The organism is Halomonas mongoliensis (assembly GCF_052496345.1).
In genome coordinates this window covers 298,758-312,155 of the sequence record NZ_CP199288.1, presented here as the reverse complement: position 1 = coordinate 312,155, position 13,398 = coordinate 298,758, and the positions used below count along the sequence as shown (strand labels likewise).

The 13,398-nt window shown below is 60.9% G+C and carries 12 protein-coding genes; all 12 read left to right on the top strand.

The window, feature by feature from the left end; genetic code table 11:
- The first annotated feature begins 228 nt into the window (after positions 1-228).
- The 12 genes from ACRYRV_RS01460 to ACRYRV_RS01405 all read left to right on the top strand — a co-directional run bounded on the left by ACRYRV_RS01460 (position 229) and on the right by ACRYRV_RS01405 (position 13,103).
- Positions 229-1,578, top strand: coding sequence for a Na(+)-translocating NADH-quinone reductase subunit A (locus ACRYRV_RS01460; protein WP_309635814.1), 1,350 nt, complete (start codon positions 229-231; stop codon positions 1,576-1,578).
- Entirely contained in the window at positions 1,578-2,804 is a 1,227-nt protein-coding gene (locus ACRYRV_RS01455; protein ID WP_444984186.1) for an NADH:ubiquinone reductase (Na(+)-transporting) subunit B, read from the top strand. The genes ACRYRV_RS01460 and ACRYRV_RS01455 overlap by 1 nt, the downstream gene beginning before the upstream one ends.
- A complete protein-coding gene (locus ACRYRV_RS01450) occupies positions 2,804-3,619 on the top strand; it encodes a Na(+)-translocating NADH-quinone reductase subunit C (RefSeq protein ID WP_309635816.1) in 816 nt (271 codons plus the stop codon). The genes ACRYRV_RS01455 and ACRYRV_RS01450 overlap by 1 nt, the downstream gene beginning before the upstream one ends.
- 2 nt (positions 3,620-3,621) lie before the next feature.
- Positions 3,622-4,290 carry an NADH:ubiquinone reductase (Na(+)-transporting) subunit D gene (locus tag ACRYRV_RS01445; RefSeq protein WP_309635817.1) on the top strand — a complete coding sequence of 223 codons (669 nt, stop codon included), beginning with the start codon at positions 3,622-3,624 and terminating at the stop codon, positions 4,288-4,290.
- 1 nt (position 4,291) lies between these two features.
- Complete coding sequence (nqrE, locus tag ACRYRV_RS01440) at positions 4,292-4,909, top strand: NADH:ubiquinone reductase (Na(+)-transporting) subunit E (protein ID WP_444984187.1); 618 nt, start codon at positions 4,292-4,294, stop codon at positions 4,907-4,909.
- A gap of 72 nt (positions 4,910-4,981) precedes the next feature.
- On the top strand, positions 4,982-6,214 hold the full coding sequence (gene nqrF, locus ACRYRV_RS01435) for an NADH:ubiquinone reductase (Na(+)-transporting) subunit F (protein WP_444984188.1): 1,233 nt from the start codon (positions 4,982-4,984) through the stop codon (positions 6,212-6,214).
- A gap of 35 nt (positions 6,215-6,249) precedes the next feature.
- Positions 6,250-6,966 (top strand): FAD:protein FMN transferase, encoded by a 717-nt coding sequence (locus ACRYRV_RS01430; RefSeq protein ID WP_444984189.1) that lies wholly within the window; start codon positions 6,250-6,252, stop codon positions 6,964-6,966.
- Positions 6,967-6,980: 14 nt separating this feature from the next.
- Positions 6,981-7,235 carry a (Na+)-NQR maturation NqrM gene (nqrM, locus tag ACRYRV_RS01425; RefSeq protein WP_253451212.1) on the top strand — a complete coding sequence of 85 codons (255 nt, stop codon included), beginning with the start codon at positions 6,981-6,983 and terminating at the stop codon, positions 7,233-7,235.
- Positions 7,236-7,392: 157 nt separating this feature from the next.
- A complete protein-coding gene (sthA, locus tag ACRYRV_RS01420; RefSeq protein ID WP_444984190.1) occupies positions 7,393-8,784 on the top strand; it encodes a Si-specific NAD(P)(+) transhydrogenase in 1,392 nt (463 codons plus the stop codon).
- A 524-nt stretch (positions 8,785-9,308) separates the two neighbouring features.
- Positions 9,309-10,919 (top strand): glucosamine inositolphosphorylceramide transferase family protein, encoded by a 1,611-nt coding sequence (locus tag ACRYRV_RS01415; protein ID WP_444984191.1) that lies wholly within the window; start codon positions 9,309-9,311, stop codon positions 10,917-10,919.
- A 392-nt stretch (positions 10,920-11,311) separates the two neighbouring features.
- Positions 11,312-12,508 (top strand): ATP-grasp domain-containing protein, encoded by a 1,197-nt coding sequence (locus tag ACRYRV_RS01410; RefSeq protein ID WP_444984192.1) that lies wholly within the window; start codon positions 11,312-11,314, stop codon positions 12,506-12,508.
- Positions 12,509-12,575: 67 nt separating this feature from the next.
- Positions 12,576-13,103: a hypothetical protein gene (locus ACRYRV_RS01405; RefSeq protein ID WP_444984193.1), complete on the top strand. Its 528-nt coding sequence runs from the start codon at positions 12,576-12,578 to the stop codon at positions 13,101-13,103.
- Positions 13,104-13,398: the final 295 nt, after the last annotated feature.

Here is a 13,398-nt window from a genome sequence, read left to right as displayed (position 1 = left end):
GGGGCGGGGGAGGCGAGCCGCTGCGAAACTGCGTCGCTTGCCATGGATCATCCCTTGCGACCTTCGCTCAGGTAGTCAGGGCTCGGCCTTGTCTTTATAATACGGGGGATTTTTCGGGGTGGTTCGGGCAGTGCCCGGGCCTGACTGGTAACGTACTGAAAGCACAATAATTCGAATCCATTCGAACCCCTTTCCTTCGTATATCCGATCCATCAACTGGGCGAGACTATGATCGAAGTCAAGAAAGGCCTGGATCTCCCCATCACGGGAGCGCCCGAGCAGCGCATCGAGGATGCGCGCCCGGTGCGTCACGTGGCGATCCTGGGCACCGACTACGTCGGCATGAAGCCGACCATGGAGGTCCGGGAGGGAGACAAGGTAAAGCTGGGCCAGCTGCTCTTTACCGACAAGAAGATCGATGGCGTGCGCTTCACCGCCCCCGCGGCGGGCGAGGTGGTCGCCATCAACCGTGGCGAGAAGCGTCGCCTGCTCTCGGTGGTGATCAAGGTCGACGAGACCGAGGAAGCCGTCGAGTTCAAGGCCCACGGCCGTGAGGCGCTCGAGAGCCTCGAGCGCCAGGCGGTGGTCGACCAGCTGGTCGAGTCTGGCCTCTGGACCGCGCTGCGTACCCGCCCCTACTCGCGCACCCCGGCCGTCGATGGCGTCCCCTCCGACATCTTCGTCACCGCCATCGACACTCACCCGCTGGCCGCCGACCCGGCCAAGGTCATCAACGAGCAGCCCCAGGCCTTCGAGGATGGCCTCAAGGTGCTGGCTCGCCTGACCGAAGGCAAGGTGTTCCTCTGCACCGGCCCCGACAGCAGCGTGCCCGGCGGCAACATCAGCGGCGTCCAGGCCCAGACCTTTGCGGGTCCGCATCCGGCCGGCCTGGTGGGTACCCACATCCACTACCTGTCGCCCGTGGGCCTGCACAAGCAGGTCTGGCACATCGGCTACCAGGACGTCATCGCCTTCGGCAAGCTCTTCACCGAGGGCAAGCTGGACGTCAGCCGCATCGTCGCCGTGGGTGGCCCCCGCGCCGAGACGCCCCGCCTGCTGCGTACCCGCATCGGCGCCAGCACCGAGGAGCTTCTGGCCGGTGAGGTTGTCGAACCCGAAGAGACCCGCGTGATCTCCGGGTCCGTCTTCTCCGGCTTCGCCTGCGAAGGCAGCCTGCGCTACCTGGGGCGTTTCCACAGCCAGTTCAGCCTCCTCGAGGAGGGCAACAAGCGCCTCTTCATGGGCTGGCTCTCCCCGGGCAAGAACCGCCACTCGGTGCTGGGCATCTACCTGTCCAAGCTCACCGGCCTCAAGGACTACGCGCCGACCACCTCCACCAACGGCTCCGAGCGTGCCATGGTGCCGGTGGGGGCCTACGAGACCGTGATGCCGCTGGATGTCCTGCCCACCCAGCTGCTGCGCTCGCTGATCGTCGGTGACATCGAGACGGCCATGCAGCTCGGCTGTCTGGAGCTGGATGAAGAGGACCTGGCCCTGTGCACCTACGTCTGCCCCGGCAAGTACGAGTACGGTCCCATCCTGCGTGACAACCTCACCACGATCGAGAAAGAGGCCTGATGATGGGTATTCGACAGACACTCGATAATCTCGAGCCGCACTTCCACAAGGGCGGCAAGTACGAGAAGTTCTATCCCCTCTACGAGGCGGTCGACACGGTCTTCTACTCCCCGCCCAGCGTGGCCAAGACCACCGCCCACGTGCGTGACGGCGTGGACCTCAAGCGGATCATGATCACCGTCTGGATGTGCACCTTCCCGGCGATGTTCTTCGGCATGTGGGCCGCCGGCTGGCAGGCCAACTCCGCCATCGCCGACGGCTACGCCTCCATGGCGGGCTGGCGCGAGGCGATCATGATGACCCTGGCCTCCGGTCACGATCCGGGCAGCCTCTGGGCCAACTTCGTGCTCGGCGCCACCTACTTCCTGCCGATCTACCTGGTGACCTTCGCGGTCGGCGGCTTCTGGGAAGTGCTGTTTGCCGTCAAGCGCGGCCATGAGGTCAACGAGGGCTTCTTCGTCACCTCCGTGCTCTACGCCCTGATTCTGCCGGCCACCATCCCGCTGTGGCAGGTGGCGCTCGGCATCACCTTCGGCGTGGTCATCGGCAAGGAGATCTTCGGCGGTACCGGCAAGAACTTCCTCAACCCGGCGCTCACCGGCCGCGCCTTCCTCTACTTTGCCTACCCGGCGCAGATCTCCGGCGACGCGGTCTGGGTGGCGGCCGACGGCTACACCGGCGCGACCGCGCTCTCCATCGCCTTCCAGGACGGCATGGCCGCCCTGACCAGCACCTACAGCTGGTGGGACGCCTTCCTGGGCTTCATCCCGGGCTCCGTGGGTGAGGTCTCGACCCTGGCGATCCTGATCGGGGCGGCGGTACTGCTCTGGACCCGCATCGCCTCCTGGCGAATCATGCTCGGGGTCTTCCTCGGCATGGTGGCGACCAGTGCGCTCTTCAACCTGATCGGCTCCGACACCAACCCGATGTTCGCGATGCCCTGGTACTGGCACCTGGTGATCGGCGGCTTCGCCTTCGGCATGGTGTTCATGGCCACCGATCCGGTGTCTGCCGCCATGACCAACCAGGGCCGCCTGCTGTTCGGTGCGCTGATCGGCGTGATGACCGTGCTGATCCGCGTCGTGAACCCGGCCTTCCCGGAGGGCATCATGCTGGCGATCCTGTTCGCCAACCTGTTCGCGCCGCTCATCGATCACTTCTTTGTTCAGGCCAACATCAAGCGCCGCAAGCTGCGCACCGGTGCACCGGCCGAGGAGACTGCCTGATGGCACAGAGCAACAACTCCATCAAGAAGATCCTGACGGTGGCGTTCGCACTTTGTATCGTGTGTTCGGTCATCGTCTCCACCGCCGCGGTGGCGCTGCGTCCCATGCAGCAGCTCAACCAGGAGCTGGACCGCAAGACAAACGTCCTGCGCGTGGCCAACCTCTATGAGCGCGGCATGGACGTGGAGGCGGCGTTCGCGGAGATCACCCCCCGCGTCGTCAACCTCGCGACCGGCGAGTACTCCGACCGTCACGATCCGGAGACCTGGGACGGCTTCGAGGCGCGCCGCGATCCGGCCGCTTCCCGCACCCTCTCCGGGGCCCGTGATCCGGCCGGCCTCTCTCGCGTCGAGAACTACGCCACCGTCTATCTCGTCGGCGACCCCGACAACCCCGACCAGATCATCCTGCCCATTCGCGGCCAGGGTCTGTGGGGCCTGATGCGCGGCTTCCTCGCCGTGGAAGGCGACGGCAACACCATCGTCGGCATCACCTACTTCGAGCACAGCGAGACCCCCGGGCTCGGCGCCGAGGTCAACAACCCGCGCTGGCAGGCCCAGTGGGAAGGCAAGCAGGTGTTCGACGGTGAAGGCGAGCTGACCCCGGCCATTCGCGTGGCCAAGGGCAGCGGCAGCGGTGACCACGAGGTCGATGGCCTCGCCGGCGCCACCCTGACCGCCAATGGCGTGACCAACATGCTGCAGTTCTGGCTGAGTCCGGAAGGCTTTGGCGAGTATCTCGCCAAGTTCCGCAGCGGCGTCGATCAGGAAGACGCCCAGGACGCCGACGTCGAACTCGAATCGGAAGGAGCCTGATCATGGCGGATGCATCAACCAAGAGCGTCCTTACGGCGCCAGTCTTCAAGAACAACCCCATCGCGCTGCAGGTGCTCGGCATCTGCTCCGCCTTGGCGGTAACCACCAGCATGAGCGTCTCGCTGGTCATGACCCTGGCGGTCATCTTCGTCTGTGCCTTCTCCAACCTGTTCGTGTCGCTGATCCGGCACCACATCCCCTCGTCCATCCGCATCATCGTGCAGATGACCATCATCGCCTCCCTGGTGATCGTGGTGGACCAGGTGCTGAAGGCGTTCGCCTATGAGATGTCCAAGCAGCTCTCGGTGTTCGTCGGGCTGATCATCACCAACTGCATCATCATGGGGCGCGCCGAAGGCTTCGCCATGCAGAACGGTCCCAAGATGTCCTTCATCGACGGTATCGGCAACGGCCTGGGCTACGGCTTCATCCTGATGGCCGTGGGCTTCTTCCGCGAGCTGTTCGGCTCCGGCAGCGTCTTCGGCTTCACCGTGCTCCAGCCGGTGCAGGACGGCGGCTGGTACGTGCCCAATGGCCTGCTGCTGCTGCCGCCGTCGGCGTTCTTCATCATCGGCCTGATCATCTGGGTGCTGCGCAGCTTCAACCCGGAGCAGATCGAGGAGAACGAGTTCAAGATGAAGCACAACACCGAACCGAAGGAGGCGGTGTAACATGGAACACTATCTGAGCCTGTTCGTTGCCTCGGTCTTCGTCGAGAACCTGGCCCTGGCATTCTTCCTCGGCATGTGTACCTTCCTTGCCGTTTCCAAGAAGGTCTCCGCGGCCTTCGGTCTCGGCGTGGCGGTGATCGTGGTACTGACCATCTCCGTGCCGGTCAACAATGTCATCTATAACGTCCTGCTGGCCGAAGGGGCGCTCGCCTGGACCGGCATCAGCGGTGCCGAGAACATCGATCTCTCCTTCCTGGGCCTGCTCAGCTACATCGGCGTTATCGCCGCCCTGGTGCAGATCCTGGAGATGTTCCTCGACAAGTACGTGCCCGCGCTCTACAACGCCCTGGGCGTGTTCCTGCCGCTGATCACCGTGAACTGTGCCATCCTCGGTGGCGTGCTCTTCATGGTCGAGCGTAACTACAACTTCGGCGAATCCGTGGTCTATGGCCTCGGCTCCGGCGTCGGCTGGGCGCTGGCCATCACCGCCCTGGCCGGTATCCGCGAGAAGCTGAAGTACAGCGACGTTCCCGGCTCCCTCCAGGGCCTGGGCATCACCTTCATCACCGTGGGTCTGATGTCGCTGGGCTTCATGTCCTTCTCCGGCATCCAGCTCTGAGGCCGCTCGAGTTCACCCGGCGGCGCAGCGCGCCGTCGGGCACCAGGCAACGTCTAGCAATAGGAAACCGACATGGTTGATACAACAGTCATCTTGCTCGGTGTGGTCATGTTCACCCTGGTCGTCATCGGTCTGACCCTGGTGATCCTGGCCGCGCGCAGCAAGCTCGTCAGCACCGGGGACGTGACCATCGAGGTCAACGGCGACCCCGAACACACCCTGACCACCCAGGCCGGCGGCAAGCTGCTCAACACCCTGGCCGCCAACGGCATCTTCCTCTCCTCCGCCTGCGGCGGCGGCGGCTCCTGTGCCCAGTGCAAGTGCCGCGTGGAAGAGGGTGGCGGTGCCATCCTGCCCACCGAAGAGTCCCACTTCACCATGCGTGAGAAGAAGGAGGGCTGGCGCCTCTCCTGTCAGGTGCCGGTGAAGCAGGACATGAAGGTCGAGGTGCCCGAGGAGGTCTTCGGCGTCAAGAAGTGGGAGTGCGAGGTCATCGCCAACCCCAACGTCGCCACCTTCATCAAGGAGCTCAACCTCAAGCTGCCCGAGGGCGAGAACGTCGACTTCCGCGCCGGCGGCTACGTGCAGCTGGTGGCTCCGCCCTACGATATCTCCTTCAAGGATTTCGATATCGAGGAGGAGTACCGGGGCGACTGGGAGAAGTTCGATCTCTACAAGATCTCCCACAAGAACAACGAGGAAGTCATCCGCGCCTACTCCATGGCGAACTATCCGGAAGAGAAGGGCATCCTCAAGTTCAACATCCGGATCGCCACGCCGCCGCCCAACACCAACCATCCGCCGGGCCTGATGTCCACCTACGTCTTCAGCCTGAAGCCGGGTGACAAGGTCACCGTGATGGGGCCCTTCGGCGAGTTCTTCGCCAAGGACACCGATGCCGAGATGGTCTTCGTCGGCGGCGGTGCGGGCATGGCGCCGATGCGCAGCCACATCTTCGATCAGCTCAAGCGCCTCAAGTCCAAGCGCAAGATCTCGTTCTGGTATGGCGCGCGCTCCTGGCGCGAGACCTTCTACAACGACGAGTACGACCAGCTGGCCGAGGAGTTCCCGAACTTCACCTGGCACCTGGCGCTCTCCGACCCGATGCCCGAGGACAACTGGGATGGCCCCACCGGCTTCATCCACAACGTTCTCTACGAGAACTACCTCAAGGACCATCCGGCGCCCGAAGACTGCGAGTACTACATGTGCGGGCCGCCCATGATGAACGCTTCCGTCATCAAGATGCTGCTGGATCTGGGCGTCGAGCCCGAGAACATCCTGCTGGACGACTTTGGCGGATGATCTCCCTCGCCGCGAGGCGACACCCGGGGCTGGCCATGCGGCCAGCCCTCTTTCTATTCGCCCTGCTGATGCCGCTGCTTCTGCTGGCGGGCTGTCGTCAGCAGGGCGAGTGGTATATTTTCGAGGGCGTGGCCCTCGGCAGCGGCTACCACATCACGCTGAATGGCGACCTGGGCCCGGGCGAGTCCGCCCTGGTCGAGGCCGCCATCCAGGGTGAACTGGCAAGCCTCGACAATGACATCCAGCTGCTCCAGCACCTGCTGGCTGCCGGATGGCCTATCGTCCTGGGCCCGCCCGGGGCGCAGGTGCCCGATGACCTGCTGCAGCTCTATCGGGCCCGGGCGGTGGATCACCTGGCCCGTGTGCTCGGCGAGTTTGGCGTGGAGCACGCCCTGGTCGAGCTGGGCGGCGTCCAGCGCACCCTGGGCAGGGCGGGGCGGCACCCCTGGCGGGTGCGACTGCCGCGCACCGGCCTGGCGTCGGCTCCCGACGCGGCGCTGCGGCTGGAGGGGGCCGCCCTGGTTACCCGCAGTGCGGCGCGCCCAGCCGACGCCGACGGCCAGGAGTGGGAGCGGATTCTTGCCGTCAGCGCGGTGGCCCAGAGCGCCGAGGCGGCGGACCATCTGGCCCGGGAGCTGCTGGCCTCTCCCCTGGAGACGGCCATGGAACAGCCGGCCCGGGTTGTTGTCCTCACACCACGGGGCATCACACTACATATTGGCGCCGGCCTCGAGCCCCTGCTCGAGCGCTGAGCGAGGAGAACGACATGACCATCTGGATTATCGCTTTTGTCTTCATGCTGCTGATCATGGCCGCCATGGCCGTGGGGGTGATCCTCGGGCGCAAGCCCATCGCCGGCTCCTGCGGCGGCCTCAACCAGCTCGGCCTCAAGGAGGGCTGTGAGGTGTGCGGCGGCAAGGACGAGGTGTGCGAGGAGGAGAATCGCAAGCGCGGCAGCGCCCGTCGCCGCAGCGACGAGAGCCGCGGCGCCGACCTGGGGTACGATGCCACCCGGCGCTGAGGCGCAGGAAAAAGGAGCAAGGGGCAAGGGGCAAGGCTGCCAGCATAGTAGTAGGAGCGCAGATCCCGCGCGATGGCTCATGATCCGGGGTAGGGCAGCTGGGGCCCTCGCCCCTCGCCCCTCGTAACCGATATCGAACAAGGAGATGCGAGGATCAATGGCAGTCCATAACTATGACGTGGTGGTGATCGGTACCGGGCCGGCGGGGGAGAGCGCCGCCATCAACGCCGCCAAGAACGGCAAGCGGGTGGCGGTGGTCGAGAAGCAGCCTCTGGTGGGTGGCAACTGCACCCACTGGGGGACGATCCCCTCCAAGGCGCTGCGCCACCAGGTCAAGCAGATCATGCAGTTCAACACCAACCGCATGTTCCGTGATATCGGCGAGCCGCGCTGGTTCTCCTTTCCCAAGGTGATGGAGCGCTCCCGGGCCACCATCGATCAGCAGGTGGCGATGCGCACCAACTTCTACTCCCGCAACCGCATCGACCTGTTCAGCGGCGTGGCCCGGTTCAAGGACGAGCACACCCTGCTGGTCCGCGACAACCATGAGGGCATGGATGAGCTGGTGGCCGAGAAGATCATCATCGCGACAGGCTCACGCCCCTATCGGCCGGCGGATATCAACTTCCGCCATCCGCGCATCTACTGCTCGGATACCATCCTCAGCCTCAGTCATACGCCGCGCACCCTGATCATCTTCGGCGCCGGGGTCATCGGCTGCGAATATGCGTCGATCTTCTCGGGGCTGGGCGTCAAGGTCGACCTGATCAACAACCGCGACAGCCTGCTCTCCTTCCTGGACGACGAGATCTCCGATGCGCTCTCCTACCACCTGCGCAAGCATGGGGTGCTGATTCGCCACAACGAGGAGTACGACCGCGTCGAGGGAGACGAGTCAGGGGTCACCGTACACCTCAAGTCCGGCAAGCGGCTGCGCGCCGACGCCTTCCTGTGGGCCAACGGCCGCACCGGCAATACCGATCAGCTCGGGCTCGAGAATATCGGCCTGGAGGCCAACGGTCGCGGCCAGCTCACCGTGGACGAGCACTATCGCACCGAGATCCCACACATCTACGCCGCCGGCGACGTGATCGGCTGGCCGAGCCTGGCCAGCGCCGCCTACGATCAGGGGCTCAACGCCTCCAGCGAGATGCTCTCCGAGGAGTTTCGCTACGTCACCGAGGTGCCAACCGGCATCTACACCATCCCGGAGATCAGCTCCTTCGGGCGCAACGAGCGCGAGCTGACCGAGCAGAAGGTGCCCTACGAGGTGGCGCAGGCCTTCTTCAAGGACACCGCCCGGGCCCAGATCACCGGCGATACCGTGGGCATGCTCAAGATCCTCTTCGACCAGGATACCCTGGAGATCTACGGCATCCACTGCTTCGGCGACCAGGCCTCGGAGATCGTGCACATCGGCCAGGCGATCATGCAGCAGAAGGGGGAGGCCAACAGCCTCAAGTATTTCGTCAGCACCACCTTCAACTACCCCACCATGGCCGAGGCCTACCGCGTCGCGGCCATGAACGGCATGAACCGGGTGTTCTGACGGCCTGCGGAACATAAAAGGGCTGTCATTGCTAACGAGTTGATACTGCTCGATATTAGAACCATGGCACCAGCTTTTGAGAGCTGGTGCCTTTCTTTATATGGACTGAGGCTCGTCGTTGTTGTAGCGATAGGCTTACTCGAAGAGTATGAAAATACTGGCCTGATAAGAATCAGTTGCTCCCTGTCCAAGGTTGATATAACCCTATTCTTCTAGCAGATAGACGACGAGGAAAATGGTGTGGGCGGCGCCGGTGCATGCTGTGTAACATTGGGTGTGGGATAGGGTCGTAATGTAGCCGAAGCCGCAGAACGACCTATTTCTGCGCTCCGCTGCTGAAGAAAGCCGGGGAATATCGGGCGTTGGCGCTGGAGGCAGGCCAAAAGTATCTCATGCGTCAGGGAACATGGTGTTCAGGTCGATACGTCCTTGATGGACGGGGTAATCATACGCTCCTATCTCATGGTGTGACCGTATGAAATATCAGTTGCATGAGCGTCTTGGGGTGCCCGGGGAGCAAGGCAATGACATTGAAGGTGGCTATTCTAGCAAGGCGTGCCGAACTTTCCCAATGGCAGGTGGAGTCGTTGAACATCGCGTCTCGATATCTCGATGTGGCGCTGTATCTTGTGGCACCTGATAAAGCGAGCCAAACGCCAGAGTTCCAGCATATGGCGTATCGCTTGTTGACTGCATTCTCGCTCAACAATCGTTTGACCCGTCGAGCTACCTTTGCAATGCCGATGGAGGCCCTCCAGGAGCTATCCCTTGAGTCGGGAAAGGATGGGCTTCGTTTGCCGTTTCTTGTTGTCGATGCACTTATCGCGAGGGGCATTACTGCTATCATCAACTTCGGTCCTTCGATCGAACCACCGGCAGGCCTGGATGTGATCGCCTATGCCAGCCCGGGCTCCAGCTACTATGGTGGTGGGGCGGCTGGATTCGAGGAGATGCGTGCCGGTGCCCAATGTGCAGAGATCCGGGTCGAGAAGCACTCCGCCAACACCCCAGTGGCGGCCGTTCTGGCCCACTGCTATTCCAGGGTCTACCACCACTCCTACATGCGTACCGCCAGCGATTATCAGCATAATGCGATGCTACTGCTCAAGCCAGCCATGGAGCGCCTGGTCGTTGGGGACTGTCTCACGACCGTCGAGTCATGCCCTCGTACTGAAATCCCGGGGAATCTGGCCGTGATGGCGTTCGTTTTCAGGATGGGGCACCGCTACCTGAGGAGACTCCTCTATGGGGCGCTGGTGGAGAAGCGCTGGAATGTGATCATTGCAGAATTCAGCGGTTTCGTTGGCCTTGACAATCTTAGTATCACTCGCGGACGGGTTCCTGTTCTCGGCAAGTCCCATAGCTTCTATGCCGACCCCTTCTTCAGCCACGATGGCCAAAAGATTCGCCTGGAGGCACTCAACAAATATAATGGAGTGGGGGAGATCCTGGAGCTCGATGTTGATTCTCTGGAGCCATCCGAGGCCTATCTCACGGGTTGGCACTACTCTTACCCCTTTTCATTCTGCGAAAACGGTCGTGAGTACCTGCTTCCCGAAGTATCGTCGCACTCAGAACCCTATGTCATCGCCGCTCCCTTCACCGAGGGCGCTGAGGTCATTCCGCTCGAAGGGTTCGACGGCCGCCGTGTTCTGGATGGAACCCTGTTCATCCATGATGGCTACCACTACATTTTCGGCGGCTTAGATGGATCGGCCGAGAGCTGCCTCTACCTGTATTACAGTCAGGCACTGACGGGGCCCTACAGGGCACACCCCAAGAACCCTATCGTCATCGACCCCCGCCTGGCGCGGATGGGCGGCAGGATTCAGGTCGTTGACGGCCAGATCTACCGTTTCGGGCAGAACAACAGCCGTGGCTATGGTGATGGACTGACGGTGTGTGAGATCGTCAGCCTGTCTCCCGACGACTACAGGGAGCGTATCGTAGGCAGTGTTGGTTTCGTAGATGCCTGCGGGCCCCACACCGTCGATATCAGTAACGGCAGGATGGTGATGGACTTTTATACTGATACATTTTCGCTGTTCGCGGGTTATAGACGGCTGTCCGCGCGCATTCTGCGCCAGCTGAGGGGGCGGAAGCCCAACGTTGGTGGAGGTTGCCGAATCTTATGAGATAGGGCGTACGAGTCGCTACACTCTAGACCCTCTGAATGCCGGGCAGGTTGTCAAATTCGACTTCCTGTCCGGTTTTTATTTTCTACTGCGATAAAATGTCAAGTTTATAGTTCCATGGTAGTTACTTTTCTCCTGATTTTTAATTGGCAAGTATGCCATTTTTGTTCGGTCAAAGTATGGCCATCGTGAAAAAGCATGATGGGTAAAAACAGCATATGCATCCTCGCGTTATTGTAATACTTTGTTAGCGAGCGTTTCGTATTGCAGCCTGATCTCTGCTTGGTGAGGTTAAGTAGAGTTAAAGCAGGAGCTGCGGATTGCTAATGCCAACGGGTAGCTACGTAGAGTCGCCTGAAGGTTTGTAATAATGGCAGCCAGGGAGGTGGGAAGTGAAAAAGATCTTGTTCCTAGGTGCTGCGGCTGCACAACTCCCACCCATCTACTATGCACTAGAGCAGTGCTACTATGTCATAACGTGCGATTATTTGCCCGACAATCCCGGCCACAGGATTGCCCACGAGTCTTATCCCATCTCCACGACTGATCGGGATGGTGTCCTGGCATTGGCACGCTCCCTGAGTATCGACGGTATCGTGGCCTATGCCGCAGACTCGGGGGCGCCTACAGCCGCCTATGTGGCTGAAAAGCTTGGCCTGCCGGGGAATCCTTATGACGCTGTCTGCACCCTTACCAGGAAAGACAGGTTCAGGACGCTTCTCCAGCGACTTGGCTTCAAGGTGCCGCGCTCGGCAGCTTTTGATTCGCTTGCAGCAGCTCGTGTATGGTCCAAGCGCTTGCGCCTGCCGATTTACGTCAAGCCGGTCGATGCTGCAGGTAGTCGAGGTATCACGATTCTCGATAGCCTCGCGGGGCTGGATGCAGCTTTCATGAATGCCCAATGTTATTCTCGAGCCAAGATGGTGGTGGTAGAGGAGTCTATTGAAAAGGTAGGTTGTCAGGTCGACAGTGATGCCTTTATTGTCGACGGAAAACTCAAGTTCTGGCTCTGGGCTGATGCTCATTTCGACCCCTCGGTGGCCCCGCCCAACCCTATCGCCAACAGCTACCCTTCGACCATCGATCCGCGCTGCGGAGAGCGTGCAGCAGCTCAACTCCAGGAAATTATTAGCCATCTTGGTATGCGAAATGGGGCGCTGAACGTTGAATTTCTGGTCGATGCCGATGGTGAGGTATGGTTTCTTGAAGTTGCACCTCGAAATGGAGGCGACTGTATTCCTGATGTAATCAAGCATGCGACCGGAGTAGACCTGGTAAAGTATACGGTGGACGCGGCTCTAGGAATGAGGTGTCAGACGCTCGGCAATGTGACGCCCTCTGGCTACTGGTCGAATTATATTATTCATCCGCCAGAGCAAGGGCTCCTTACAGGTATCTGGATATCCGAGGCTCTGAAAAAGCGGGTGGTCAATGAGCGTCTCTGGGTTAAGCCGGGGATGCCAATGAAGAGCCCCATTGGCGTGCTGATCCTTCGCTTCAGGGGTGCGCGCGAGATGCAAGGCATGCTCGAAGATATGCACTCGCATATCCGGGTCGAGTACAGCAAGAGTGAGGTTTCTGTCGAGTGAGGTCACCCGCTACACCTGGCAGGCACGGGTGGGGGAGCGTACTCACCGGGTGCCAGGAGGCAGGGCGATGAAAGAGGTCGGTGGATACTTCGAGTTGATGGTTCCGAAGGTTGGTGGTCACTATCATCCAGGTGCCTTGAGGTTAAATACTGCCGGAAGTGCCTTCAGGCTACTGTTGTCGGCGTATGAAGACAAGCATGTTTATATGCCGAACTATGTTTGTGACAGCATGGTCGCACCTCTGGCAGAGCTTGGCGTTGACTACACTTTCTACCCCGTGAATAAGTGCCTGGAAGCCGAGATGCTTCCGGAGTTGGGGCCGGGAGAGAGGTTTCTTTATGTCAACTATTTTGGTGTCAAGGGTGAATATGTCAAGGCCTTGAGTCGGCGTTATCGGGATAAACTTATCGTGGATAATGCCCAGTCCTTCTTCAGTGCGCATGACAAGGTGGTGGATTCAATTTACTCGGCGAGAAAGTTCTTTGGCGTGCCCGACGGTGCCTACTGGTACCCCTCCCGTGAAGTCAGTCAATCGCTACTTTCCAGTTTTCGTCACCCTATCGTGACGATGGTATGTCACACACTAGCGAGATGATGCTCCAAGCGGTCGATTATTCGCGATGCAGGAACCGTCTGATCTCCAACTTCAGGATACTGCACGCGAGACTTGGGCGGTTCAATGAGCTCCCACTGTCAGTATCGCCTGATGGTGTTCCCATGGCCTACCCATTGCTGACGAAGGTGCGGGGCGTGCGTGAGTCGTTGGTGAGAAAGCGGGTTTATGTAACCAGGCTTTGGAGAGAAGTTTACGAAAGGCCGGCAGTGAGTGCTGAAGAACGTTATCTGGTGGACGGAGTCTGTCAACATAGTTGGCATATAAAATGGTTCTG

Bases quoted from the DNA above. Each gene is read 5' to 3' on its own strand.
- ACRYRV_RS01460 (WP_309635814.1), top strand. From the start codon at position 229: ATGATCGAAGTCAAGAAAGGCCTGGATCTCCCCATCACGGGAGCGCCC.
- ACRYRV_RS01455 (WP_444984186.1), top strand. From the start codon at position 1,578: ATGATGGGTATTCGACAGACACTCGATAATCTCGAGCCGCACTTCCAC.
- ACRYRV_RS01450 (WP_309635816.1), top strand. From the start codon at position 2,804: ATGGCACAGAGCAACAACTCCATCAAGAAGATCCTGACGGTGGCGTTC.
- ACRYRV_RS01445 (WP_309635817.1), top strand. From the start codon at position 3,622: ATGGCGGATGCATCAACCAAGAGCGTCCTTACGGCGCCAGTCTTCAAG.
- nqrE (WP_444984187.1), top strand. From the start codon at position 4,292: ATGGAACACTATCTGAGCCTGTTCGTTGCCTCGGTCTTCGTCGAGAAC.
- nqrF (WP_444984188.1), top strand. From the start codon at position 4,982: ATGGTTGATACAACAGTCATCTTGCTCGGTGTGGTCATGTTCACCCTG.
- ACRYRV_RS01430 (WP_444984189.1), top strand. From the start codon at position 6,250: ATGCGGCCAGCCCTCTTTCTATTCGCCCTGCTGATGCCGCTGCTTCTG.
- nqrM (WP_253451212.1), top strand. From the start codon at position 6,981: ATGACCATCTGGATTATCGCTTTTGTCTTCATGCTGCTGATCATGGCC.
- sthA (WP_444984190.1), top strand. From the start codon at position 7,393: ATGGCAGTCCATAACTATGACGTGGTGGTGATCGGTACCGGGCCGGCG.
- ACRYRV_RS01415 (WP_444984191.1), top strand. From the start codon at position 9,309: ATGACATTGAAGGTGGCTATTCTAGCAAGGCGTGCCGAACTTTCCCAA.
- ACRYRV_RS01405 (WP_444984193.1), top strand. From the start codon at position 12,576: ATGAAAGAGGTCGGTGGATACTTCGAGTTGATGGTTCCGAAGGTTGGT.